The sequence below is a fragment of the uncultured Lamprocystis sp. genome, from assembly GCF_903933125.1.
GTDB lineage: Bacteria > Pseudomonadota > Gammaproteobacteria > Chromatiales > Chromatiaceae > Thiodictyon.
Window position 1 is genome coordinate 1 of record NZ_CAIZIZ010000096.1, and the last position, 24,084, is coordinate 24,084.

Annotated in this window: 23 protein-coding genes; 10 read left to right on the plus strand and 13 right to left on the minus strand. The window is 65.9% G+C overall.

The features are described from left to right. From QZY03_RS04095 to recJ, 3 genes are all read right to left on the minus strand, one after another. Positions 1–970: SbmA/BacA-like family transporter (locus QZY03_RS04095; protein WP_295578485.1), on the minus strand; the 970-nt coding region annotated here is incomplete at its 3' end. A 356-nt stretch (positions 971–1,326) separates the two neighbouring features. Beyond that, positions 1,327–1,983, minus strand: coding sequence for a ribosome biogenesis factor YjgA (yjgA, locus tag QZY03_RS04100; RefSeq protein ID WP_366935577.1), 657 nt, complete (start codon positions 1,981–1,983; stop codon positions 1,327–1,329). Then, complete coding sequence (gene recJ / locus QZY03_RS04105) at positions 1,971–3,689, minus strand: single-stranded-DNA-specific exonuclease RecJ (protein ID WP_295578486.1); 1,719 nt, start codon at positions 3,687–3,689, stop codon at positions 1,971–1,973. The genes yjgA and recJ overlap by 13 nt, the downstream gene beginning before the upstream one ends. A gap of 210 nt (positions 3,690–3,899) precedes the next feature. On the opposite strand from recJ, the gene QZY03_RS04110 reads away from it, so the two are divergent. Next, complete coding sequence (locus QZY03_RS04110; RefSeq protein ID WP_295578487.1) at positions 3,900–4,796, plus strand: serine hydrolase; 897 nt, start codon at positions 3,900–3,902, stop codon at positions 4,794–4,796. 21 nt (positions 4,797–4,817) lie between these two features. Continuing rightward, positions 4,818–5,432 (plus strand): hemolysin III family protein, encoded by a 615-nt coding sequence (locus QZY03_RS04115; RefSeq protein WP_295578488.1) that lies wholly within the window; start codon positions 4,818–4,820, stop codon positions 5,430–5,432. Here the strand turns inward: QZY03_RS04115 and rluB are convergent, their stop codons facing one another. From rluB to QZY03_RS04140, 5 genes are all read right to left on the minus strand, one after another. Continuing rightward, the gene (rluB, locus tag QZY03_RS04120) at positions 5,433–6,251 is read right to left on the minus strand and encodes a 23S rRNA pseudouridine(2605) synthase RluB (protein ID WP_295578522.1); all 819 of its coding nucleotides are present in this window, start codon (positions 6,249–6,251) and stop codon (positions 5,433–5,435) included. 81 nt (positions 6,252–6,332) lie between these two features. Further along, positions 6,333–7,316: an aldolase catalytic domain-containing protein gene (locus tag QZY03_RS04125; RefSeq protein WP_295578489.1), complete on the minus strand. Its 984-nt coding sequence runs from the start codon at positions 7,314–7,316 to the stop codon at positions 6,333–6,335. A 111-nt stretch (positions 7,317–7,427) separates the two neighbouring features. Further along, positions 7,428–8,678 carry a CARDB domain-containing protein gene (locus QZY03_RS04130; RefSeq protein ID WP_295578491.1) on the minus strand — a complete coding sequence of 417 codons (1,251 nt, stop codon included), beginning with the start codon at positions 8,676–8,678 and terminating at the stop codon, positions 7,428–7,430. After that, positions 8,672–9,325 carry a hypothetical protein gene (locus tag QZY03_RS04135; protein ID WP_295578492.1) on the minus strand — a complete coding sequence of 218 codons (654 nt, stop codon included), beginning with the start codon at positions 9,323–9,325 and terminating at the stop codon, positions 8,672–8,674. The genes QZY03_RS04130 and QZY03_RS04135 overlap by 7 nt, the downstream gene beginning before the upstream one ends. A gap of 147 nt (positions 9,326–9,472) precedes the next feature. Continuing rightward, positions 9,473–10,051 carry a Uma2 family endonuclease gene (locus QZY03_RS04140; RefSeq protein WP_295578493.1) on the minus strand — a complete coding sequence of 193 codons (579 nt, stop codon included), beginning with the start codon at positions 10,049–10,051 and terminating at the stop codon, positions 9,473–9,475. A gap of 280 nt (positions 10,052–10,331) precedes the next feature. On the opposite strand from QZY03_RS04140, the gene QZY03_RS04145 reads away from it, so the two are divergent. The 4 genes from QZY03_RS04145 (at position 10,332) to QZY03_RS04160 (ending at position 13,863) form a co-directional block, all read left to right on the plus strand. After that, on the plus strand, positions 10,332–11,276 hold the full coding sequence (locus tag QZY03_RS04145; RefSeq protein WP_295578494.1) for a transketolase: 945 nt from the start codon (positions 10,332–10,334) through the stop codon (positions 11,274–11,276). Then, positions 11,276–12,298 carry a transketolase C-terminal domain-containing protein gene (locus QZY03_RS04150; protein WP_295578495.1) on the plus strand — a complete coding sequence of 341 codons (1,023 nt, stop codon included), beginning with the start codon at positions 11,276–11,278 and terminating at the stop codon, positions 12,296–12,298. The genes QZY03_RS04145 and QZY03_RS04150 overlap by 1 nt, the downstream gene beginning before the upstream one ends. 56 nt (positions 12,299–12,354) lie before the next feature. Further along, positions 12,355–12,597, plus strand: coding sequence for an AAA family ATPase (locus QZY03_RS04155; RefSeq protein WP_295578496.1), 243 nt, complete (start codon positions 12,355–12,357; stop codon positions 12,595–12,597). 72 nt (positions 12,598–12,669) lie between these two features. Beyond that, positions 12,670–13,863, plus strand: a complete 1,194-nt coding sequence (locus tag QZY03_RS04160; protein WP_295578498.1) for a RuBisCO large subunit C-terminal-like domain-containing protein — start codon at positions 12,670–12,672, stop codon at positions 13,861–13,863. A 49-nt stretch (positions 13,864–13,912) separates the two neighbouring features. Here the strand turns inward: QZY03_RS04160 and QZY03_RS04165 are convergent, their stop codons facing one another. From QZY03_RS04165 to QZY03_RS04175, 3 genes are all read right to left on the minus strand, one after another. Continuing rightward, on the minus strand, positions 13,913–15,346 hold the full coding sequence (locus tag QZY03_RS04165; RefSeq protein ID WP_295578499.1) for a dihydrolipoyl dehydrogenase: 1,434 nt from the start codon (positions 15,344–15,346) through the stop codon (positions 13,913–13,915). A gap of 163 nt (positions 15,347–15,509) precedes the next feature. After that, a complete protein-coding gene (locus QZY03_RS04170) occupies positions 15,510–16,178 on the minus strand; it encodes a hypothetical protein (protein WP_295578500.1) in 669 nt (222 codons plus the stop codon). Positions 16,179–16,234: 56 nt separating this feature from the next. Continuing rightward, a complete protein-coding gene (locus tag QZY03_RS04175) occupies positions 16,235–16,606 on the minus strand; it encodes an Mth938-like domain-containing protein (RefSeq protein WP_295578501.1) in 372 nt (123 codons plus the stop codon). Between the two features lie 95 nt (positions 16,607–16,701). Here QZY03_RS04175 and gltX point away from each other — a divergent pair, with 95 nt between their 5' ends. The 3 genes from gltX to QZY03_RS04190 are packed head-to-tail and all read left to right on the plus strand — an operon-like array spanning position 16,702 to position 20,308. Further along, on the plus strand, positions 16,702–18,117 hold the full coding sequence (gene gltX, locus QZY03_RS04180; RefSeq protein WP_295578502.1) for a glutamate--tRNA ligase: 1,416 nt from the start codon (positions 16,702–16,704) through the stop codon (positions 18,115–18,117). Positions 18,118–18,158: 41 nt separating this feature from the next. Then, entirely contained in the window at positions 18,159–19,694 is a 1,536-nt protein-coding gene (locus tag QZY03_RS04185) for a hypothetical protein (protein ID WP_295578503.1), read from the plus strand. Then, positions 19,691–20,308: a hypothetical protein gene (locus QZY03_RS04190; protein WP_295578504.1), complete on the plus strand. Its 618-nt coding sequence runs from the start codon at positions 19,691–19,693 to the stop codon at positions 20,306–20,308. Before QZY03_RS04185 ends, QZY03_RS04190 begins: the two co-directional genes overlap by 4 nt. A gap of 190 nt (positions 20,309–20,498) precedes the next feature. On the opposite strand, the gene murB is transcribed toward QZY03_RS04190, so the two are convergent. Continuing rightward, positions 20,499–21,587, minus strand: a complete 1,089-nt coding sequence (gene murB / locus QZY03_RS04195) for a UDP-N-acetylmuramate dehydrogenase (RefSeq protein ID WP_295578506.1) — start codon at positions 21,585–21,587, stop codon at positions 20,499–20,501. A 429-nt stretch (positions 21,588–22,016) separates the two neighbouring features. Between murB and QZY03_RS04200 the strand changes: the two genes are divergently transcribed. After that, complete coding sequence (locus QZY03_RS04200) at positions 22,017–22,511, plus strand: hypothetical protein (protein WP_295578507.1); 495 nt, start codon at positions 22,017–22,019, stop codon at positions 22,509–22,511. A gap of 728 nt (positions 22,512–23,239) precedes the next feature. On the opposite strand, the gene QZY03_RS04205 is transcribed toward QZY03_RS04200, so the two are convergent. Further along, complete coding sequence (locus QZY03_RS04205) at positions 23,240–23,911, minus strand: DUF3782 domain-containing protein (protein ID WP_295578508.1); 672 nt, start codon at positions 23,909–23,911, stop codon at positions 23,240–23,242. Between the last annotated feature and the right edge of the window lie 173 nt (positions 23,912–24,084).

Below are 24,084 nucleotides of genomic sequence, written 5' to 3' on the forward strand. Positions count from 1 at the left end.
GGCCTCGCGCGGCGCTCCGCGCCGCCGCGCCGGGGCCGCCCGCGGGCCTGACGGGTTGGTTCCGTGGTCCCCCCAGGGTCCGCCGTGCGGACCCGCGCCCCGCGATTGCCGGTCGCGGCTGGCACGATGATCGAGATCGCCGAAAATGGCCAAAGTCGAGAAAGAACGCCAGGTTGCGATTCCAGCCGATGAGACTCAGCATATTCAGGACAGCCGCTCCCAGGCGCCCCACGAGATCACGCCGCTCCCGCGCCTCCCCACGATAGAAGGCGATGGATTCCGCGTTATCGCGAACCCGCACCAGGCCATAGCGGAAATCCGCCTCTTTCTGAAATTGCGAGTAATTGAGACCGATCAGGCGGCGGCCGATGAGAATACTGATTCCGGTACCCGCTACGGCATAACAGAACAGCACTCCGACCAGGGTGCCTGAGATCGCCCACAGCACGCCGATAAATGCAATCAATGTTACGACTGCATTGAGGATGATGAGCAGGAAGGACAACGAGATACTGGTGAAGTTACGCACATCCTCGCTAATCCGCTGGTCCGGATTATCAATATTGGAGGAGCTGCGCAGTCGATAGTAGGCACGGTTATTAAAATAGCGCTTGATCAGATGCTGCGCCATCCATTCGCGCCACAGCAGGGCCAGCCGCTCTTCCGTCCACCGGTAGTAAACCCCCAGCGGGACAGCAAGCACAAAGGTACCGAGATACCACCATAGCCATTGCCAATAGGCCGGCACGTCCTTATTCGCGATGGCCGTCATGAAATACCTTGCCACATAGCTCATGAGCACCTGCACGCCGCCGACGGACAGGGCCAGCACGAGTAGTACGCTAACGAAGCCAAGCGCCTTATATCGGACCTCTTGGCCGAAAAATGCCTTGGAGATGATCCACAGTTGCCGTGCAAGTTCGCGAAGAGAAAGACGCTGTTCAGTTTGCTGGTCTGTGGCTGGGGCCATCGTTATCCTTGGGACCGCTGCCGCAAGCGGGCTATGTGGCAAGAGATTTCCACGCACGACGGATACATTCGGTACCGACTAACGGCCATGGAAGGGGAACACGCCGGAAGATGAAAGTCCCCCGTGGGAGCGGCGTCCCGCCGCGATGCGGTGCCGCGGTGACCGCGAACGCTGCGGCTGCACGCCCGACCCCATCGCGGCGGGACGCCGCTCCCACGGGGTCGCTACGCGACTTTCGCGGTAAAGCCGCGGCCTCCGGTTGGGGGCTTTTCACCCGTATGCGGTTCGCCGGGGCCACCCCGTCGCGGTCAGCGTGTTCAGCGTCCAGTGTGATGCGTTCGTGATTGCCGGATGGATCACCGACGCTCCGATAAGGGTTCATCAGCCGCCACCTCCTCCTCAGCGGACCCAACGTCCACCGCATCGCGCAGAAACCGAAACAGCTTGCGCGGGGCCTCGGGTTTGCCGCGCTCGGTATCGCGTTTGGCGGCGCGCACCAGGGTGCGTAATTGCTGACGGTCGGTGTCCGGGTGTTCATCCAGGAAGTCGCTCAGAGCCGCGTCGCCCTCGGCGATCAGACGTTCGCGCCAACGCTCCAGGCGGTGGTGGCCGGCGGCCGCCGCGCGTTCGCGGGCCTCGGCCTCGTCCATCAGGGCATGAACGGCGTGCATATCCTCGCGTTGCAGGAGGTTGGCGATGCGTTTGTAGTGCCGCCCCAGGGCGCGCACGTCCTTGATGCGGGACGTCTCGTCGAGCGCGAGCCAGGTGACCGGGCTGAGTTTGAGGCGCTCCAATTGGGCGCGGGGCATCTTGGTCATCCGCTCGGCCAGGGCTTGGAGCGCCTGGTGCTCGCGTTTGAACTGGCTCTTGCTCGGACCCTCCGGGCGTTCCTCCCAGTCTTCCCCCGCCGCGGGAACCTGGTGGCCGGCGCCGCGGACCGGATCGGCCGTGTCCGCGGCGTCCTCTGCATCCTCGGCATCAAAAGGGTCGATAGTATCGTCTAAGTGGTCGATTGCAGGTGCTCCAGAATCAGTTGGGGGGTCCGTTCACCCCGGTATTCATTGACGTCCAGGCGGTAAGCCAGGTGCACCCGGCCGCGCGCCAGTTCCAGGCGTTCGCCCTGGCCGAAACCAATGGCCTCCAGCAGCGGACCCCGCTCGGGTTTCAGCCGCAATTTCAGGTGCCGTTCACCGACCAGCCGCGCGCTGAGAACCTCGAACTCCCCGTCGAACAAGGGCTCCGGGAAGCCCTTCCCCCAGGGACCGCCCAGGCGCAGGGCGTCGCAGGTCTCCAGGTTCATCAGCCGCGGCGGCAATTCGCCGTCCGAGCGGATCTCATGCACCGGCGGGGCCTCGCCCAGTTGCTCGCGCACCGCGTCGCGGAAGGCGACCCGAAAGTCGCTCAGACACTCGGGTTTCAAGGTCAGCCCGGCGGCCATGGCGTGTCCGCCGAAGCGCGCGATCAATCCGGGGCGGCGCCGGTCGACCAGATCGATGGCGTCGCGGATGTTCAACCCCTCCACCGAGCGGGCCGAGCCGCGCAGCAAGCCGTCGGCGGCGTCCGCGAAGGCGATGACGGGGCGATGATAGCGCTCGCGGATGCGCGCGGCGACGATCCCGGACACCCCCTCGTGCCAACCCTTACCGTACAGACACAGACCGGGCGGCAGATCGTCACCGCGCAGCACGATGCGCTCGACCAGCGTCTCGGCCTGATCGCGCATGGTCCCCTCGATCTCGCGGCGTTCGCGGTTGAGTGCGTCGAGCTGCCCGGCCAGGTCCAGAGCGCGGATCGGGTCGTCACACAGCAGGCATTCGACGCCCAGACTCATCTCGGTGAGCCGACCGGCGGCATTGAGCCGCGGGCCGACATAGAACCCCAGGTCAGCGGCGGTGGCGCGGGCCGGGTCGCGCCCCGCTGCCTGGAGCAGGGCGCGGATACCCGGCCGGCAGCGCCCGGCGCGAATGCGCCGCAGGCCCTGCTCCACCAGGATACGGTTGTTGCGGTCGAGCGTCACCACGTCGGCCACCGTGCCCAGGGCGACCAGATCCAGATACTCGGCCAGGTTGGGCTCCGGCCGGTCGGCAGTGAACCAGCCGGCCGCGCGCAGGTGGGCGCGCAGGGCGGCCAGCACGTAGAACACCACGCCGACCCCGGCCAGGTGCTTGCTGGGGAAGGGGCAGCCCGGCTGATTGGGGTTGACGATGGCCGCCGCCGCGGGCAAGTCCGTCCCGGCCAGATGGTGGTCGGTGATCAGCACCGGGATGCCGAGCTGATTGGCCCGTTCCACCCCGGCAATACTGGCAATCCCGTTATCGACGGTGACCAACAGGCCCGGACATTGCGGTGCCGCGGCGTCCACCACCGGCGGGCTCAGACCATAGCCGTAGGCGAAGCGGCTCGGCACCAGATAGGCCACGGCCTGGGTGCCCAGGGCACGCAGACCCAGCACGGCCAGCGCACTGCCGGTGGCGCCGTCGGCGTCGTAGTCGCCGACGACCAGAATCGAACGGCCGGACCTCAGGGTGGCGGCCAGCAGTTCAACTGCCTGAGCTAACCCGGCCAGGGTATCATAGGGCGCCAAATCCGCGAGGCCCAGCGTGGACTCCGACTCGACCTGGCCCCGGCTGCGATACAGTTGGTTCAGCAGTTCGCGCAGGTTGGCGGCCGGGAGTTGGGCCGGGTCGGTACCGATACGGCGGATGTGGGTTGGGGTCACTTGGGCTCGTTGCTGCAGAGGGTGGCTGGATCAGATCGGCTGGAGTGTGAGCGGTCGGCTCGCGTTGCAAAATGCGGTGAAAGCACATCGGCGCTTAACCTGCGGCCGCGACCCGGCTACCATATTGCCCTTGCGGGGAACAGACAACCCGAAAATCACGCGCCCCCGATTCCGCGGCGCTCGCCGCAACACTTACTAATGGATCATCAGATGAGCGTGAATCACCGAACCGCGTGCCTCCTGCTCGCCCTCGCCCTCCCCTTGAGCGCGGCCCTCGGGGCCGACCCGGAGCGCAGCAGCGCGGCAGGCGCGGCCCCGCCCCCCGCTCCACCCCGCGTCACCACCCCCAACCTCCAGTCGGCGGCCGTGCTGGTGGTGGATGAGAACGGACAGCCGCTTTATGCCAAACACAGCCATGACCAAAAGCCGATCGCCTCGATCACCAAGCTGATGACGGCCATGGTGGTGCTGGATTCCGGCGCACCGCTGGATGAACCGCTGACCATCCTGGAATGCGACCGCGATCAACTGCGCCACAGCCGCTCGCGCCTGCGCATCGATCGGGCGGCCACCCTGCAGCGCTGGGAGACCCTGGCGGTGGCGCTGATGTCCTCCGACAACCGGGCGGCCTCCGCCCTGGGACGGACGACCTTCCCCGGCGGCAAGCCGGACTTCGTCGCCGCCATGAACCGCAAGGCGGCCACACTGGGGATGACCGACACGCGCTACGCGGACCCGACCGGGCTGGACGGCGGCAATCGCTCGACGGCAGAGGACCTGGTGAAACTGATGCGGGCTGCCGCCAATTATCCGCTGATCCAGGAACTCACCACCCGCGCGACCATGGAAGTGCAGCCCTACGGCGACGCCGACCGCCTGGCCTACCGCAACACCAACCCGCTGGTGCAGGATCCGAACTGGCGGGTGGAGCTGAGTAAGACCGGCTATGTCAGCGAATCCGGTCATTGTCTGGTGATGCGCGCGGTGATCGGCGGGCGGCGGCTCGACATGGTGTTCCTGGATTCAGCCGGCAAACGCACCCCGATGGGAGATTCGCAGCGCATGCGCCAGTGGCTCGAGGCGCAGTTTCGCGGTCGCCCGGGCTGATCGGCAGAGGTCACAACTAAGATGTACCGCGGCGAGCGCTTTAACAGCATTTCCCACCTGGTCGGTGCCGTCCTGGCCCTGATCGGGACCACGGTGCTGGTCACCCTGGCCGGCGTGGAGGGCGAGGCGACCCGCATCGTCAGCTTCTCCGTGTATGGGGCCACGCTGTTTTTGCTGTATCTCTCCTCCACGCTTTATCACAGCCTGCGCGGCCGTGCGAAAGACTTCTTCCAGGTCATGGACCACCATGCGATCTATCTGCTGATCGCCGGAACCTACACCCCCTTCACCCTGGTCGCATTGAAGGGCAAGACGGGTTGGTGGCTGTTCGGCGCGGTCTGGGCTTTGGCCGTCGCGGGCATGGTGATCGACACCCTGCGCGGCGGCGGCGGACGGCTGTTGTCGGTCGCCATCTATTTGCTGATGGGCTGGCTGATCCTGTTCGCACTAGGCCCCATCATCGCCGCCCTGCCCCCGGCCGGCTTCTGGTGGCTGGTGGCCGGCGGGCTCTTCTATACGGTCGGGGTGATCTTCTACGTTCTGGATAACCGCTGGCCCTGGTGCCACGGTATCTGGCACCTGTTCGTGCTGGCCGGCAGCGTGAGCCATTATTTTGCGATCTTGCTGTATTTGTAGCTACCGCCCGCCCTGCCAAGCCCGCGCGGCGGCGCTGCGCAGCCGCGGCTTATGCGGCTGTGACTCCATCCCGGCCAATGACAGCAGCAGCTTGCGCTCGTCGTCGAGCAGCGGCCGCCAGTTACCGGGGAAGAGCCGCCGACCCAACTCCACGTTGCCGTAGCGCACCCGGATCAGGCGGCTGACCTGGCAGTCGGCGGCTTCCCACAGGCGGCGCACCTCGCGGTTCCGGCCTTCCTTCAGCACCACGTGGTACCAGGTGTTGGCCCCGGTGCCGCCGCGCGCACTGACCGCATCGAAGTGCGCGGGGCCGTCTTCAAGCGCAATGCCGCTGGTGAGCCGGTCCAGGGTGCCGTCCGGAACCTGACCCAGGATGCGCACCGCGTACTCACGCTCCAGTTCCCGCGAGGGGTGCATGAGGCGGTTGGCCAGTTCCCCGTCGGTGGTAAAGAGAATCAAGCCTGAGGTGTTGATGTCCAGTCGGCCGACCGCGATCCAGCGCCCGGTTTTCGGCCGCGGCAGATGCCGGAAGACGGTCGGGCGCCCCTCCGGATCGCGGCGGGTGACCATCTCGCCCTCCGGCTTGTGGTAGGCGATGATCTGGGTGTCCTCCTCGCGCCGCGGGCGGCGGCGGATCTCCTGACCATCCACCCGCACCCGATCCAGGGGGGTGATGCGGTCGCCGAGCTTGGCGACTTGGCCGTTGACCCGCACGCGCCCGATGCGGATCCAGGCCTCGATCTCACGGCGTGAGCCCAGACCCTGCTCGGCCAATATCTTTTGCAGGCGCTCTCCAGGCGCGTCCACGGGGGCCGGCAGATCGACCGGGTCGTTGCGGCCGCGCCGCCCGACATTGCGGTTCAGCGGTGGACGGCTGCCGGATGGGGCACGATGGCGCACTCAGATCTCCGAGACGATTTTGTCGTAGAAGGCCAGGAAGTCATCCCGATTGGGGCCCTCGGTCCACTCGATGGCGGAGCGCGGGTGCTGGTTGAGCTGGCCGGTCAGGTTGAAGGGCAGCGACGGCCCCCAGATCAGTTCCTTGCGCAGGGGGGCTACATGGTGCTGAATCACGTCGACGATGGGCCGCAAGTCGAACTTGGGGTTGCGCAGGAAGCCAAGCAAAAGTTCGGTATGGCAGTTGCCGGCGCCGCGGCCGAAGCCGTAGATCGTCGAGTCTACCCGATTGCAGCCCAGGATGATCGCCTCGATCGTATTGGCGAAGGCAAGTTGCAGGTTGTTGTGGGCATGGATGCCGATCTCCTTGCCGCTTCCGGCCATGGCCGCGGCGTATTTCTTGTAGAGCCGATCGATCTGCTCACGATAGAGATAGCCGAAGCTGTCGACGATGACCATGGTGCTCGCCGGGGTCTCGGCGATCGCCTCCAGGACGGTGTCGATCTCCTCCTCCGTGATGTTGGAGACGGCCATCAAGTTGGCGGTAGTCTCGTAGCCCAGCCCGTGACAGTGGTGGATCATCTCCACCGCCTCCGAGACCTGATGGGCATAGAAGGCGACCCGGATCACGTCGAGCGGGCTATCGGCGCAAGGACAGATGTCCGTCTGCCAGTCACTCTTGCCGGCGTCGGCCATCGCGGCGAGCTTGAGCCCGGTGCGGGCGGCGTCATGGTCGCCGACGACCCGCCGGAGATCGGCCTCATCGCAGTGACGCCAAGGGCCGAACTTGTCCTTCGGAAAGACTTTTTTCGAGTTCTTGTAACCGATCTCCATGTAGTCCAGACCGGCGTCGACGCACGCGCGATAGACGGCACCGACGAAGGTGTCGGAAAGCTGGTGGGCATTGACCAGACCGCCGTCGCGGATGGTGCAGTCGAGTACCTTGAGTTCAGGACGGTAGGTGATCCAAGGGGCCTTGTCGGACATCGGGGGTGTTCTCGGTAGCGTGGTTAGCCGGCCATTGTCCCCAGATTCGGGCATGGCGGCAAACCGGATGCGTGGTGGCGTCGTCGTCGTCCCCACAACAACCCAGCCGTTTTAGGTTGCAAGCCAGTGCAATGAAGGACTGTTAGAGGCCACTGGAGAGTCCGACCGCGACCTCAAAGCCTCGTTGTCGTTGTCGTTGTCATCGTCATCGTGATCATCAAACCGCTCCGTCGTCTCGCGCCTCGCCTCGTTCCGCTGTCCGCGCTGGGCTTGATCAACACTGCGGATTGGTCGGGGAGCGGTTGGACGCCCGTCCCCCCGACCGATCGGCTGGTCAAGGACGACAGCGTCAGGGGTTGTGCCGACGTGCGGGCGGATGGGCGTCAGGTCGATGGCGGTGACCGCGAAGTCCGCGATTGGGGTGCTGAGAACCCGGTAGCCCCGGGTGGATTGGTTGTTGGTCTCATCGGGTTCGGTGCTCAGGCACTGGCTGTCGACAAAGGCGCGCAGGGTCTTTGTCCCGGCGGGGCCAGCCAGCAGGCGAATCGACACCGTCTGTTTGGCGCCCGCTGCCAGGTCCGTCAGGGTGATGGCGGCGTCCCCGGCAACGGCGCAGCCGGGGGCTGTGCGCTGATTGGTCCAGACGCGCAGTGTCCCTGGGTTGCCGGCCTGGGTGCCCCGGTTCTTGACGGTGATCGAGACGTTGAAGGACCTGCCGACGAGCGGGGCGCTCGGGATCAGGGTGATGTTGGTGACGAGGAAGTCGGCGTTGGTGGTGGTCTGTCCCTCGAACCCGATCACCGGCACCGGGCTCGGGCGGTCGGTGGTGGTGCCGTCGCCGAGCTGACCCTGCGTGTTGTAACCCCAGGCCCAGAGGCTGCCGTCGGTCTTGCGGGCCAGGGTGTGACCGCCGCCGGCAGCCATGGCCGCGACCCCACTCAGGATCTGGACCGGCGTCCACTGATCGGTGGTCGTGCCGTCGCCGAGTCGGCCGAAATAGTTGGAACCCCAGGCCCAGAGGCTGCCGTCGGCTTTGATGGCCAGGGTGTGAACCCCGCCACCTGATACGGCCGCGACTTCAGTCAGAACCTGAACCGGCGTCAACCGATAGGTGGTGGTGCCGTCGCCGAGTTGGCCGTACTCGTTGTTTCCCCAGGCCCAGAGGCTGCCGTCGGTCTTGAGGGCCAGGGTGTGACTGTAGCCAGCAGCCATGGCCGCGACCCCAGTCAGAACCTGGACTGGCGTCGACTGATAGCCGGTACTGCCGTCCCCCTGATTACCCCAGGCCCAGAGGCTGCCGTCGGTCTTGAGGGCCAGGCTATACCAGCCGCGGGCGGCCACGGCCGTGACCCCGGTCAGCACCTGGACCGGCGTATGACGTTCGGTGGTGGTGCCGTCGCCAAGCTCGCCGGTGTCGTTGTAACCCCAAGCCCAGAGGCTGCCGTCGATCTTGAGGGCCAGGCTGTAATAATGCCGGCGGCCAAGGCCGCGACCCCAGTCAGGACGCGGACCGGCGTATGACGCTCGGTGGTGGTGCCGTCGCCGAGCTGGCCGTTCCAATTACCACCAGAGGCCCAGAGGCTGCCGTCGGTCTTGAGGGCCAGGCTGTGAAACCAGCCGGCCGCCACGGCCGCGACCCCGGTCAGGACCTGGACCGGCGTTGACCGATCGTCGGTGGTACCGTCGCCGAGCTGGCCGTACGCGTTGTATCCCCAGGCCCAGAGGCTGTCGTCGGGCTTGATGGCCAGGCTGTGATAATAAGCGCCGGCGGCCAGCCGCTGCATCTCCGGCGTGCCGGCTGTGACCGCCGCCGCCCAGGGTGAGCCCAGCAGCGCCTCAAGCCCGGCCGCATCGGCCCACAGCGTCAGGCTGGCAGCGTCTTCGTCTGCAGGCGCGGCCGGCTCGGCGACGGCCTGAACCAGGTTGAGAAGGAGGAATAAACACAGACCGATGAGTGCCGCGCCGTGTCGACGCCGCTGCCGAGTGCTTTGCATGACATTAAATCGCATGAGATTTCCTTTATTTTGCAGGGCGAAACAAGCGCGGCTGACGCTATCACGGTGCTGCATTGTGTTTAAGCGCCAAGTGAAGAGCGAACCGGATTGACGGCCGGATGGTTCGGTTGACCGCCGCGCACCCGCTCGCCGCGAGCGTCGTCAGTCCGGCAGGATCGAGGCCACCGGCATCCTGATCCGCTCATCCCCCAGCTCAAAGACAACTTCTCCGGTGATTAGGGAATGCAGTTGGCGGTATCGCCGACCGAAACGGTCCGGGTCACGGTGATCATGCAGTATGCGATGCCGCAAATCCACTACCCAATAGCGGCGAATTCCAGCGCGGGCATACTTGGCGAGCTTGGCGCCAAGATCCAGGGCCAGACTGGAATCCGCCACCTCGATGATCAACAGCACGTCATCGCCCGTGGGGTTGGCCTGACAATAGTAGTCATCCCGGAATTTCAGCACCGACAGGTCAGGATAGAGTTCGGTCCCGTCATCCAGCACCACGGCTCCCTGCACGCGAAGGATCGCCTGACCCGCCAATTGAGGGGCGAACAACATGGTGAGGCGATCGGTCGTGCCCCCGTGAGGCGATCCGATAGGCGGCATGTCGCGCATCTCCCCGTCGATCAGTTCCACCCGGTCGCCGTCGCCGAAACAACCAGCCGCGATCATCCGATGGAACTGCTCGACGCTGATGCGGTGGATGGGGTTGGTCGGTTCAGGCGCAAGCATGTCGCGATCCGAGGCTTCGAGCTTGGGTTGCCGTAACCATATCAGATCCGCGTGGGACTGACAGGCTCGTAACCACGGCCTTGATGGTAATCCCGGCCAGCGGCATGCGTAGTCAGGGCTTCCAGCCCTGAGGGTGTCAGGCCAGGATGGCCTACGCACCCGGCGAGCCCAAGTGGCCGGAATCTTGATCGAGGCTCGCGACCGCATCACTTGAGCAGGCTCGCTTCGCTCCAATCGGCGATACAATCGGCCAAGCGATCGAAACCAGCCGAGACCCGCGATGGACCAAGCCAGACCCAGTTCCACAGACCCCCGAACCCAGGTCGGCCAGGTTGCCGCCGCCGTGCGCCGTCGGGTGTTGGAGCACACCCTGCTGCACAACGGCGGCTACCTGAGCCAGGCCTGTTCGGCGGCCGAGGTGCTGGCGACGCTCTATCTGCGCGTGATGCGCCTGGGGCCCAGTCGGGCACCGCTGACGCCCCGCCCCTTCGCCGGCGTGCCCGGCGCCGGCAATCCGGCCAGCTTCACCGGTGCCGATTACAACGGCCCGCGGGCGCCGGAGCTCGACCGCTTCATCTTCTCTCCGGTGCACTATGCGCTCGTACTCTACTCCCTGTTGATCGAGGTCGGCCGACTGGGACCCGCTGCGCTCGCGCAGTTCAACCAGGACGGCAGCACGGTGGAACTGATCGGCGCCGAGCACTCCCCCGGTCACGAGGTCACCGCCGGGTCACTGGCCCAGGCCATCAGCCAGGCCGGCGGCATCGCGCTGGCGCGGCGGCTGCGCGGGGAGCCCGGCTGGGTCTGGGTCTTCATGTCGGACGGTGAGTTTCAGGAAGGCCAGGCCTGGGAGGCCTTCGCCGCCCTGGCCCATCACCGCATCGGCCGGCTCGGCGTCTATATCGACGCCAATGCCCAGCAGTGTGACGGGGCCATGTCATCCGTCATGACCATCGAGCCGCTCGCCGCACGGCTGCGCGCTTTCGGTGCCGAGGTCCACGAGGTCGACGGCCACGACAGCGATGCGCTGGCCGCCCCGGCCGCCGCCGCCCGCACAACGGAGCGTGACCGGCCGCTGGTGGTGATCGCCCGCACCGACCCCTGCCGCGGCATCGACCTGCTGCGCGCACGCGCGCCCAAGCTCCATTATGTCCGCTTCAAGAGCGAACAGGAGTTCGCCGAGTACAGCCGACTGCTGGAAACCCTGCGCGGAGCATCCGCCTGATGGCAACGACACCAATCGAAACAGTCCAACGTCCCCACGGGAACAACCTGGTCCGCTGGGCCAAAGACCGCCCGGAGGTTCTGGTCCTCTCCGCGGACCTCACCGCCTCCTGCGAAGCGGACGGGTTCCGCGATGCCTACCCGGACCGTTTCTTCTCGATGGGCATGGCCGAGCAGAACATGATGAGCTTCGCCGCCGGTCTGGCGCGTGAGGGCTTCACCCCCTTCGTCCATACCTTCGCGGTCTTCATCTGCCGACGGCCGTTTGATCAGGTCGCCATGTCGATCGCCTACCCTAACCTGCCGGTCCGCCTGATCGGGTTCCTGCCCGGCCTCACCACCGCGGGCGGCGTGACGCACCAGGCGATTGACGATGTGGCGCTGATGCGCCTCCTGCCGAACATGACGGTGCTGGAATGCGGTGATGCCACCGAGGTCGAGTCCGTGCTCGACGCGGCTCAGGCGGTCAATGGCCCGGTCTATGTGCGGATGCTGCGCGGCGAGGTGCCGCGGTTGTTCGACCCCGGCGCGCCGCTGCGGCTCGGGCAGGCCCGACCGCTCGGCGCGGGCCGGGATCTGGCGGTCCTGTCCACCGGCATCTGCACCGAGGAAGCGCTGCGCGCCACCGCCGCACTGCGTACCGCCGGACTCGCGGTCGCCCATCTGCATGTCTCGACCTTGAAGCCCTTCACCGACCCCCTGATCCTGGAGACGATTGCCGGGGTCCGGCACGGCGTCATCACCCTGGAGAACCACGGCATCATCGGCGGTCTGGGCTCCGCCGTCGCCGAGTGGATGGCCGAGGCCGGTCTGGGCAAGCGCCTGATCCGCCTCGGGCTGCGCGACACCTACGCGCACGGCGCCGGCCGCGACTATCTGCTGCGTGAATACGGACTGGACGCCATGGCGCTGGTGCGCGCGGCGGAGGACTTGACCGGCGCCCGGCTTGGGCTCACCGAGGCGGCGCTGACCAGGGTGCGGCTGGAGACGCTGGGGACGGCGGACAAGACGGAAGACCTGTGACGTTCAGGAAGCGACTTGTCCGCGGATAAACGCAAATAGGAGTTCAGACACGTGCTATGAAGATCACCCGCATCAAAATCATGAATCTGCGGGCAATCGCAGAATTGGAGTTGGATCTCACGGCCGGCGATAACAGTCCACTCGACCTGGTGGTACTAGCGGGGTCGAACGGTTGCGGAAAGACCAGCGTTTCAGAACATATTCTAGACGCGGTCTACAGTCACGAACGCTTCACGCTACTGAATAAGGCTGATCCTCGGCTGCGGCTCGTGCCAGAGGAGATGGCGACCCGTGCCTAAAGCCAGCGACCTTGCATCCGTGTTGAGCCAGAAGCCGATTGTCCTCATCGTTGAGGACCGTATCGGAATAGCGTGATAAATACCGATAATCAACCCCTGACCCTCAGCGGTGAGCGCTTCACCACCGTTTACCACCTCGCCGGAGCGGCCACCGCGACGCAAGCGCGGCAGCGGGCGCAGGACATCTGCCTGGAACAGACGGCGGAGTTTCCGGACGATCTGATCCCGAATGCGGCCATTCGCGAACAGATTGTCGGGCAGCTTGCCGCCCTGGAGCAGTTGGAGGAGGACCGCTGGGAGGCGGTCATCCGCTATCCGGTCGAGGTCGCCGGACGGGAACTGACGCAACTCGTCAACTGCCTGTTTGGCAATAGCAGCATCAAGCCCGGCATTCGGCTGGTGCGCTTCGATCTGTCAGAACGCCTGGCGCTGCTCTATCGCGGACCGCGCTTCGGACAGGCGGGGCTGCGCGACCGACTCGGGGTCCGGGATCGGCCGCTCCTGTGCACGGCCGTCAAGCCCATGGGGCTAAGCCCACGGGCACTGGCCGATTTGGCCTACCGGATGGCCCTGGGCGGTATCGACCTGATCAAGGATGACCACGGACTGGCCGATCAGGCGTTCTGCCCCTTCGACGAGCGCGTCGCCCGCTGCGGCGAGGCGGTCGCACGGGCGAATCAGGAAACGGGCGGACAGACGCTCTATGTGCCCAATGTCACCGCGCCCGCCCTGGAGATCGTCCGACGCGCCCGGTTCGCGCGGGCGGCCGGCGCGGGCGGCCTGCTGTTCTGCCCAGGGCTCGCCGGCCTGGATGCGTTGCGCGCTCTGGCCGATGACGACACCCTGGCGCTGCCGATCCTGAGCCATCCGGCCTTCCAGGGCAGTTTCACCCTGGACCCGCGGGGCGGCGTCGCGCACGGCTGCCTCTATGGTCAACTCAACCGTCTGGCCGGGGCGGACGCGACCATCTTTCCAAGCTACGGCGGACGCTTCGCCTTTACCCAGGAGGACTGCCGCGCAATCGTCGACGGCGCCGCCCGCCCCATGGGTCATTTCAGACCGATTTTCCCGGTACCGGCGGGCGGCCTGCGTCTTGAGCGGGTACCCGAGCTGATCGACTTCTATGGCCGCGACTGCATGCTCCTGATCGGCGGCGATCTGCACCGGGGAGACGATTTGGTGAAGAACTGCCGGATGGTGCTGGAGGCGGTGGCCACGGCGGCGGCGCGGTCTCAAGGGGCTGATCAACGCGCAGTAAGCAGTTGAACCACGAATACCATCAGCTCGGATGAACGTTCGGCGAAAACCTCGCCCATCAAGCGGCACATGCCGCCCGCCCCCGCCAGGTAATCAACCGACCCAGCGCGGACGCGCGCGACCCGATCGGACGAATCCGGCGCGCCAACTCCTTCAGGGCGTCCTGCAGAACCTCTTCGACCACCGGATGATAGAAGGGCATTTCGAGCATCTGGTGGACGGTCAGGCGCTGCTGCGCGCCCCAGGCAAGCAGGTGGGCCAAATGCTCGCTGCCGGGTCCGACCATGGCGCCGCCAATGACGCGACCATCATGGCGGTCCGCGTAGACCCGCAGCAGCGCACGGTGCGGACCGGCGGACGCGGCCTGCCCCGCCGGACCGAAGCGCATCTGCCCCACCAGAACCTGACTATGATCCAACGCGGACCAGTCGGGACCCACCCACGCGATACTCGGCTCGCTGAAGACGATGGACATGGCGGTCTTCGCGGCCAGGCTGATGGGCGTGTGGTGAGTCGCGTTGTAGCCCGCGACCCGACCTTGCTCGGTGGCCAGTTGCAGATTGGCCGGGGTGCCGCCCGCGTCGCCGGCAACATAGATGGGTAGGCGACCAACCCGCAGGGTTGCGGGGTGATGGATCGGCACACCCTGGCCGTCGGTGGCACAGCCGGCCATGTTCAGGCCCAGACGATCCAGGTTGGGATGACGGCCAGTCGCGACGAATATCCGATCCACCAGAGCCTGATTCGGCCCGGCGCGGACCAGCACCTTGTCACCACGGCACTCCGCCGTGGCGGGATCACCGAGCCAGATCGGAAACTCGTGACGCAGCATCTCCACGGCGGCCTGATTGACGACCGGGTCCGGCAGGCGAGCGACGCACTCACCGGCATCAATGCCGATCACCCGAACGCCCAGTCGATGCAGCGCCTGACTGATCTCCAGACCGATTGGCCCGAGACCGACCACCGCCACCGACGCGGGCAGGTGTTCCTGCTCGAACAGCGTCTCAATGGTCAGGACCCGGTCGCCCAACCGCTCCTGCCAATCGGGTGGGACGAAGCTGCGGGCACCGGTCGCGATCACGATGGCGCCAGCCTCAATGGTCTGGCCGTCGGCCCGCAGCGTGTTGGGGCCGATGAACCGGGCATAATCCTCGATCAGCGCATCGCCCAGCGCCTCGACGCTGCCGGTCAGCGCCGAGTCAACATAGGAGTCGTGCAGCACGCGCACCTGATCCAGCACCGCGGTCGGGTCGACCTCCCAGGACGCGCCGCCCGTGCGACCAAGCCAATCGGCGGCACGACGGCCTTGGCACACCGCCGCCAGATGGAGCGCCACCCGCGACGGCACGCAGCCGATCCGGGCGCAGGTGGTGCCGGGGCCGCCCCCGTTGATCAGCACAAAGTCCTTGTTCGACTGACGGATCTCTTTGATCGCGCTCAAACCCGCAAGACCCGCGCCGATCACCGCGACATCAACCTGCCTGTTCATGATCCCAGCCTCTGTCTTTGGTACTTATGCCAGCTCACCTGTCGACTGAAATACTAACGAAAGCAGTCAGGCAAAGCTGCCCACCATTCGCTGAGTTTGGGGTAGGATTCTTCTGATTTGAGTACCGTTCAGCAGCCGTTTGCAACAGTCCGTCGGGGGCGGATCAGGATCCGCCCAGTGGTTGCACCAGCCGCGCGAAGTCTGCCCGGTTCACGTATTGGATGACGACCTTGCCCTTGGGGTGCCGGGCGAGGTCGAAGCCGCGCTCGGGATAGAGCCAGTGGATGACGTTGGTCTCGGGCTCGATGCGGCGCTCGGCCGGGGCACCGAAGCGTTTCTCGATCACCTCCGTACTGAGCCGCGTGTGGGGCAGGTAGGTAATGGTCCGGATGGGACTGGCGAGCAGGGTCGCAACATCGGTCGGGTCGAGCTTCACCCGCTTGCTGCCGCTCTCCATCTGGCTGATGCGCAGCCCGCGCTCGTACATGGGTGCCAGGGTCCGCTGGCTGACGTCCAGGGTGACGATGAAGTCGGCGCGCAAGCTCTGCAGATAGACCTGCTCGAAAAAGACCTCGACGCCCAGCGGCTCGGGGCCGTCCGGCGCCTGGAACAGGTTGATGCTGCCGTCCTCACCGAAGAACTTGCGCACCTCCCCGAGCGTCGTCTTGCCCAGGGTGAAGCCGAAGACCTGGGTGCGGCCCATCTGGTCCGTGGTTACCCGCCAGGGCAGGCGCACCACCGCGTCCTGGATGGTCGGGGGCATCAGGAGCAGGACGCCGACAAAGCCGAGAATGGCGGCAGTCAGCACGCCAAGGATGATTTTACGGTCCATGAGTTGGAACGACTTCCTGAAATTGATGAGTGGTAATTGAAAACCGGCGCCGGGGATCACCAGGGCAGCAGCGCGGCGGCCACCCGTCGGCCCTCGGCCACCAGGATATTGTACGTGCGGCAAGCCGCGCCGGTGTCCATCACCTCGCAGCCGATCCGCCGTTCCAGTACCGCGAAGTACAGCGCCGGGTCGGGGAACACCTGCGCGGCGCCGGTGCCCAACACGATCACTTCCGGTGACAGCGCGATCAGGGTTTGCAGATGTCCTGAATCCAGGTCGGCGATCCGCTGCGGCCCCCAGTCCTCGATGATCCGCTCCGGGGTCAGGATCAGACCGCGGGTCAGGGTACGCCCGCCGACACGGATCCCCTCGGGCCCATACGCCTGGACCAGATAAACAGCGCTGTCGTTCGTTTCGGCAAATCTCATGACGGCAACATACTGCTAGAATCCCGCTCTTGTCCAACGCCCAGGCCATGCTTTACGCAATGTCCGGGCCAATGCCCAGGGAGTCCCGTGCGATCATGACCGTCCGTACCCGTTTCGCTCCATCCCCGACCGGTTATCTGCACGTCGGCGGCGCCCGCACTGCACTTTTTTGCTATCTCCATGCACGCAAACACGGCGGCCAGTTTGTCCTGCGCATCGAGGACACCGACCTGGAGCGCTCGACCGCCGAGTCGGTCAACGCCATCCTGGAAGGAATGACCTGGCTCGGCCTGGATTACGACGAAGGGCCCTTCTATCAGACCCAGCGCTTCGACCGCTACCACGCAGTCATCGACGACCTCCTGGCCCGCGGCCTGGCCTACCGCTGCGACTGCCCCAAGGAGCGTCTGGAGTCCATGCGCGAGGAGCAGATGGCGCAAAAACTCAAACCCCGGTATGACGGCCGGTGCCGCGAACATCAAGTCGACCCGTCGACCCCCCATGTCATCCGCTTCCGCAACCCGCTGGACGGCGAGGTGGTGGTCGATGACCTGATCCGCGGCCGGATGGTCTTCAACAATCAGGAGCTCGATGACCTGATCATCCGCCGCACCGACGGCTCACCCACCTACAACCTGGCGGTGGTCGTCGACGACGCCGACATGGCGATCACCCATGTCATCCGCGGTGACGACCACATCAACAACACCCCGCGCCAGATCAATATCCTGCGCGCCGTGGGGGTGGAGCCGCCCCAGTATGCCCATGTTCCCATGATCCTGGGCGACGACGGGGCACGGCTGTCCAAACGCCATGGCGCGGTCAGCGTGATCGCCTACCGCGACGCCGGCTACCTGCCCGAGGCGCTGCTCAACTACCTGGTACGGCTCGGCTGGTCACACGGCGACCAGGAGATCTTCAGCATGGATGAGATGATCAACCTGTTCGACATCACGGACGTCAACAAGGCCGCCTCCAGCTTCAACACCGACAAGCTCGACTGGCTCAACCAGGAGTACATCAAGGTCGCCGATCCGGCGCATGTCGCCAACCTGCTGCGCCCCCAGCTGGGTCGGCTCGGCATCGACCCCACGGTCGGACCGGACCCGGTGTTGGTGGTCCAGGCCCAGGCCGCGCGTGCCCGCACCCTGGTCGAACTGGCCGCGATCAGCGCTTTTTGCTATCAGGACTTTGCCGACTACGACCCCGATGCCGCCAAGAAGCATCTGCGCCCGGTCGCCCGCGAACCCCTGACCCGGCTCAAGGCGGCCTTCGAACTGATGGCACTGGAGGACTGGACGCCTGAATCACTGCATCATGTCGTCGAGGGTGTCGCGGAGGAACTCGGCGAGAAACTCGGCAAGGTGGCGCAGCCGCTGCGGGTCGCCATTGTCGGGCGTGCCGCCTCGCCCGGCATCGACGTCACCCTGCAACTGGTCGGCAAGGACGCCGTCCTGCGCCGGATCGACCAGGCGTTGGCGTACATCGACGCCCGCGCGGGTGCCGTCTGATCCGCTATCATGCGGCGCACCCACACCATGGAACCCTGACCTTGAGCCAGTTCTCACCAAGACGCGATCGGCCGGTCCCACCTCGACGGCGCGGGCCGCGGGGCTGGGCCGCCCGGGCCTTGCTCGTCGTCGGCCTGCTCGCCGTGCTGACGCTGGCCGGCTGCGCCATGCGCCTGCCGGCCTGGGCGCGGATCGGCCCTGCTCCCGCGGCGGTCCAGACCGCGACCAAAGCGACCAAGGCGGACGCGACGCCGACGCCGACGCCCGCGGCCACGCCACCCGACCTGAGCGCCCCTCCCGCCCCCCAGTGGCGCACGACACGCGAGGCCCTGGGCCTCAATACGCCGGCGGCGGAACCGGTTCCGGTCGGCGAGGGTGGCCCGATCTTTACGCCCTTTAGTCAGACCTTACCCGAATTGCGGCGCGAGGTGGCCTTGATCTGCGGCTCGGCGCGGATCAACAAGCAACAGGACTATCTTGCGCCCCTGGTGACCGACCTGTACCTGTCCAATGTGGACCCGGCCTTCGCCACCGAGGCGCTGATCCAGGGCGATTGCGGCTCGCTGGCTGCCGTTGTGCGTGAGCTGGTGGCCCAGGGCGGCAATACGGTGGTCGCCGCGGTACTGAATCGCGCGATCTTCCTGAGCGGACCCGGTGCCGAGGGAACCATCCGGGCGGCCGCCTCCAGCGGGCTGAAGCAGGATCTGGTGACCCCGGTGCAGCGCTCCGAACCGGCCCGCGAGACAGGAACCCTCGCCTACTCCATGGCCTATTTCCCGTCCCAGGCCGCCGCTTATGGGGTTGCCAGCGCCGCCGCTCCCGGCACCCTGTACAGCAATGCCACCCCCGGCTTCGGGATCTATACCTTCGTCCTACTGGGCGGTACGTTCGATCCTGCCGAGGAGACCCAGCGCGCCCGGTACGCCGAACTGCTGCGCATTATCGAGACCTATGTCCTGGCCGGCGCGGAGACGCCGCAGAGTCCCACCCCGGAGTCCCACGCCTTTCTGATCGCCATCCGACCCGAGGAGGACGACGACACCACGCTCATCGAGCGGAGCGCGCCTGAACTCTCGGCAGGGATGCGCAGCGACCTGAGTCGTTACTTGCGCAGCCGCAATCAGGCGGAGCTGGCGGAGCGGCTGACGTTGCTTCCCGGCCCCTTTCTGATCTCCAGTCTGGAACCGCGCCTGCTGCCGAGCAACGCGGTTGCGCCGCGGCTGGTCACCGACCTGTCGAATATCGGTACCGAATATCTCTATGCCGTGGTCGATGCCTATGACCGCCCGGTTCCCGCCGAGCAGCAGGGCCGACCCGAGGGCCTTACCGCGATTCGCGACCGCCTCCTTGGACTCTTCAGCCGCAAGGTCAGCGCGGTCGATCTGAGCCCGGCACTCAAAGACGCCTGGGTCTTCCGACTCGGCGCTCAGCCCCCCGCGGTCACGGAGCCGGCCGCCCCGGCTGTCGCGGATCAGGGCAACAGCGCGCCGGCGGCGAAACAGGCCGCGGCCAAGGCCGCCCCGCCCGCCAAGAAAGTTCCTAAACGTGCGTCAACGAAGGCAGTGCGCAGGTCATGATCAACTTCGGGATTCCCAATCTGATCCGTTTTCTCATCGGGATCATTCTCTTGCAGGGCGTGACCGGGCTGCTGGTCTACACGGCGATGACGACGAACTGGCAGACGACCTGGCCGCTGTTCCTGACCCTCGGATTGTCGATCGGCTTCGTAGTCGCACTCTGGTTCAGCGCCATCGTCGGTGCCGACCGCAAGCATGTGGTCTCGCGGGCCTCGGAACGCTTCTCCAAAGAGCGCGAACAGATCCGCGTCAAGGCCGAACAACAGCGGATCAAGGACGTACGCAGCATCGCCAAGGCCGCGCGCGGCGGACTCGGCGCGGGCATGAGTCTGAAGTCGGGGGTGGTCGTCGGCGGCGCCGTCGGCCTGGGCGTCGCCATGATGCTCACCCAGTTCATGGCACTGGGGTTGCTCACCCTGGCCACCGCGGGCGGTGCGGCACTCGGCTATGGCGTCCGGGTCCGGCAGGAAAAAATGATCGCCAACCGACGGTTGTCTGAACAGGAAAAGACGCTGAACCTCATCGAGGCCCCGCAGGCCGCACCGGCCATTGCCAGCCGGAGCCGGCGCAAATTGAGAGCGCCGCGCGATATGGACACTGATGCGGCGGACTGATGCGGTTCGGCTTCTCGCTCCCACGCTCCCGCGTGGGAGTGTCGAGCGGGCGCTCCCGCGTCCGGTCTGCGGATTGGTGGCAGCGTGCCCGCGCCTGCTCCCACGCCGACGCGTGAAAGCCAGAACAGCCGGAGCACGCCGCCCCCAACGGGGATGATGCCGGCGAATTCCCTGAACCCCGACCGACAAGTCAGATGATAACAACCTCCGGATCGAGCCTGACCCCATAACGCCGATAGACCGCATCCTGCACTGCTTGTAAGAAATCGAGATACTCGCGGGACGTCGCACCGCCATAATTGACGATGTTGAGCGGCTGCGTTTTCCAAACCCCGCAGTGTCCAACCTGCTTTCCCGCCCAACCCATATCCTCGATCAACCAGGCGGCCGGGATCTTGACGCGCTCACTCTCGCGGTCCTGGTCCACGGCGAACTCGCCGTAAACCAATTGCTCAGCCGGATAGTACTGAATCTCCGGACACAGGGCTTTGATCGCCTGAAGCTGCTTGACAGTCACTGTCGGATTCATAAAGACGCTGCCGACCGTGCCCACCCGTGCCGGGTCCGGCAGCTTGCGTTGGCGAATACTGACAATCGCATTGAAGACCTCGCGCACCCCGTAAGGCGGCGGACCGAGCCGCTCCAGTTCGCCGGCAACGGATTCGTAACGCGATTGATAACTGGTATTGAGGATCGGGCGCTTACGCAGGCGCAGACAGATGCGCACCACGATCTGTCGCCCTTTCAGTTCTTGCTTGAAGATACTGGTGCGGTATCCCAGCCCGCATTCGTCGACCCGGAATCGGCAGAGCGCACCGCTGTTGAGATCAATCGATTCCACCCACAACAGACTCTCATGCAGGTTGTGGCCGTAACAGGCGATGTTATGCACGGGGGCCGCGCCCGCGGTGCCGGGCACCAGCGCGAGATTCTCGATCCCGCCCCAGCCGTTGGCGACGGCGAACTCTACCACCGACGGCCAATCCTCGCCCGCACCGAGCGCGAGATCGACGACTTCGTCATCCTCGTAAACGACCGATCGGCCGCTGATCTCCATTTTCAGGACAACACCGTCGAAGTCCTTCGACAAGAGGATATTGGACCCTCCGCCGAGCACCAGGATCGCGTTTTCCGCGACCCGCGGGTCTTTGAGCAGCCGCTCCAAATCCGTCACCGATTGCACGACGGCGAAGTAGCGCGCCTTCACATCCAGACGCAAGGTGTTGAACGGTAGCAGAGAAACTTGTTCCTGGAGAACGTGGAGTGCGACGTTAGGCATGGCAGTCAAGCGGCATCATCAGAACACTAAGTGAATAAAGGGCGATCTTTGCGGGGCACATTGTATCCGGATTGCCGCTGCCGCCCCGCCGCACGGAGGTCAGGGTCGGGCCGGGTCCACGCCAGGCACGGCGGCTCAGGCCGGTTCGAGATCTCATGGTGGATGCGCTGCGCTGATCCACCCTACAATACCAGCGCTACTGTAGGGTGGATAAGGCGCGCCGCACACTGCTCGGGATTCGGCTCGTCGGTCGTGCGCGCCGCATCCACCAGGGGTCACGCGAGGCCCTCAAGACTTGGAATTGCTGTCGTCGCCTTTTAGTGTCCTCTCAAAGACTCAAGTTTGGGGTCGAATCCTTGACCAGCTTTGTGGTTAAATCAGCATACAGGATTCTCAGCGAAAATCGCCGATAGTAAAGCGAGGAACGGCATGGTCGGCCCCTTGTTGGAAAGCGGCACCCTGACCGAGTTTGAACCACTCGGCGTCGGCGGTGAAACCTTATTCGGGTCGGCAACCGAGCTACGGGGCGCGATGCAGCGCCGCCTCGCCGCCGAGGTCGCCGCGTCGTTTGCCGTGCCACAGCAGAACGCCTACGGCGACACGCTGGATTGGTACGCGCCCGAGCCCGGCGCCGTCACCCCATGGGACGGGCTTGCCGACGAGCAGCGATCCGCCATCCTGGAGCAGGTTGAGGCGCTACGCACCCAGGTGCTCGACCTCAGCCGGCAACTGATCGGCGACGACCGCCCCGCCTGGCAGACTTTAGGCCGGCTGCTGGAACACGCGGCGACCATCCCCGATCAGTCGCACATCTTTCGCGTCGGCAGTCGGCCGGTGCTGGCCTTCTGGGGCTTTCGGCAGCGCGGCGGCGAATCGTCAACCGGCGTGCCGGCCGGCGGCGCCACCATCCGCCCATCCCGGTGAGGGTCTCCCAAACGCCGGTCCCGGCCGCCGTCAACCCCACCGTGGACGTCGGCGGCATCTCCACCACGGCCTGCGTCCAGCGCCCGGCGGTCACCGGATGCAGCGCGCTGACGGTCTGATACCCGTCCGCGCGCACCTCCACCTTTCCGAGCAGCAGCGCCCGGCCGCCCGCGTGTTCAAAGGGGCCGACCAGACGGAACAGGGGCGCCAGCTCGGGCGGCACGTCGGCCGGTAGGGTGTCCGCGGTCGGCACCCACCGGAAGGCCATGGCGCCGCCGCAGGGCAGCGGCAGCAGCACGTCGTCGGCCTTGGGGACGGGGTTGTAGAGGTCGCGCGGCCAGGTGATCGGCTCGGCGGCCAGGGCCAGCGGGGCGACAAAGACCCCCAGGGCGAGGACGCCGACGCCGAGCGGCAGAACCGACCCATTCGGATGCCGCCAACGGCGCGCGCCCGGGTTGCCGGTCGCCGTCGTCCTCACCTGCGGGTGCCGCGACCGCGCGCCACGGGTGACGACGTGGCGGCTGATCGGTCAATGGTCACGGCTGCGATGCTCCTTCAGCCAGGCTTCAATGGCGTCGGGAGGTGGATGCGGCGCGTGATCGATCGACCGGATCCCTGACACCGAGTGACGCGCCTGATCCATCCTACAGCGGAGCCGGTTTCGTCGGGTGGATCAGCGCAACGCATCCACCGTCAGCCGCTTGGGATCGGCTCCGCCGCGCTGGGGTTCAATAGGCCCGCGGCTCAAACCCGGCGGGCACCTCCAGGGTGAAGACCTGATCGTGAATGCGCGCGACATAGAACCCCTCCCGCAAGACCCGCTCGCGCAAGGTGGGAGTCAGGTCCACCGCGGCCAGGATGCCGTAGAGCCGTTTCTCCCGATGCTCGGGGAAAAAGTCCCGAAACCGGTGCAGCAGGTTTTGCAACTGGGTGATCGCCTCCTCGCGCAGATGGCTCTTGACCTCGACCAGATAGGCGGCGTTGACGGCGCCGTTGGCGTAGGCCAGGACATCGATCTCCAGGTGCTGCCCATCTTTGGTGGCGCGCACGCTGGGGCTGATGACTTCCATGCCGAAGCGCTTGCGCAGCAGCCGTTCCATGGAGGGTAAGGCCAGCCCTTCGGTAAAGCTCCCGAATTTCTCTCCCAGCCCGCCGATCTGTTTACCCAGTTCTCTGATCTGCTGATCGGTTTGGCGCTTCTGGCGGTCGGTTTCCTGGAACTTGCGATCGGTTTCCTGGAACTTGCGGTCGGTTTCCTGGAACTTGCGGTCGGTTTCCTGGAACATGCGCTTGGTTTCCTGAAACTGGCGGTCGGTTTCCTGGAACATGCGCTCGGTCTCTCGCTGCGCTGCGGTCAACTCGCGCAACAAGGCCCAGACGTCGTCGGCGGTCGTGGCCATGGGTTGCTCCCTCCGGTCGTGGCGATGGCGAGAGTATAGCGCCAACGCCGGGTTTCGCTCTCGCTCGACTCAGGCTGATGGTGGATGCGCTACGCTGATCCGCCCGACGAAATCGGCCCCGTTGTAGGGCGGATAAGGCGCGCCGCTCTGTCAGGGACCCGGCACGGCGGTCG

Excerpts from the sequence above, each read along its gene's own strand:
- QZY03_RS04135 (WP_295578492.1), bottom strand. The coding sequence starts at position 9,325 with ATGCGATTTAATGTCATGCAAAGCACTCGGCAGCGGCGTCGACACGGC.
- QZY03_RS04205 (WP_295578508.1), bottom strand. The coding sequence starts at position 23,911 with ATGGCCACGACCGCCGACGACGTCTGGGCCTTGTTGCGCGAGTTGACC.
- QZY03_RS04110 (WP_295578487.1), top strand. The coding sequence starts at position 3,900 with ATGAGCGTGAATCACCGAACCGCGTGCCTCCTGCTCGCCCTCGCCCTC.
- QZY03_RS04125 (WP_295578489.1), bottom strand. The coding sequence starts at position 7,316 with ATGTCCGACAAGGCCCCTTGGATCACCTACCGTCCTGAACTCAAGGTA.
- gltX (WP_295578502.1), top strand. The coding sequence starts at position 16,702 with ATGACCGTCCGTACCCGTTTCGCTCCATCCCCGACCGGTTATCTGCAC.
- QZY03_RS04150 (WP_295578495.1), top strand. The coding sequence starts at position 11,276 with ATGGCAACGACACCAATCGAAACAGTCCAACGTCCCCACGGGAACAAC.
- QZY03_RS04145 (WP_295578494.1), top strand. The coding sequence starts at position 10,332 with ATGGACCAAGCCAGACCCAGTTCCACAGACCCCCGAACCCAGGTCGGC.
- QZY03_RS04115 (WP_295578488.1), top strand. The coding sequence starts at position 4,818 with ATGTACCGCGGCGAGCGCTTTAACAGCATTTCCCACCTGGTCGGTGCC.
- QZY03_RS04170 (WP_295578500.1), bottom strand. The coding sequence starts at position 16,178 with ATGGACCGTAAAATCATCCTTGGCGTGCTGACTGCCGCCATTCTCGGC.
- QZY03_RS04190 (WP_295578504.1), top strand. The coding sequence starts at position 19,691 with ATGATCAACTTCGGGATTCCCAATCTGATCCGTTTTCTCATCGGGATC.
- QZY03_RS04155 (WP_295578496.1), top strand. The coding sequence starts at position 12,355 with ATGAAGATCACCCGCATCAAAATCATGAATCTGCGGGCAATCGCAGAA.
- QZY03_RS04175 (WP_295578501.1), bottom strand. The coding sequence starts at position 16,606 with ATGAGATTTGCCGAAACGAACGACAGCGCTGTTTATCTGGTCCAGGCG.
- QZY03_RS04200 (WP_295578507.1), top strand. The coding sequence starts at position 22,017 with ATGGTCGGCCCCTTGTTGGAAAGCGGCACCCTGACCGAGTTTGAACCA.
- murB (WP_295578506.1), bottom strand. The coding sequence starts at position 21,587 with ATGCCTAACGTCGCACTCCACGTTCTCCAGGAACAAGTTTCTCTGCTA.
- QZY03_RS04140 (WP_295578493.1), bottom strand. The coding sequence starts at position 10,051 with ATGCTTGCGCCTGAACCGACCAACCCCATCCACCGCATCAGCGTCGAG.
- QZY03_RS04165 (WP_295578499.1), bottom strand. The coding sequence starts at position 15,346 with ATGAACAGGCAGGTTGATGTCGCGGTGATCGGCGCGGGTCTTGCGGGT.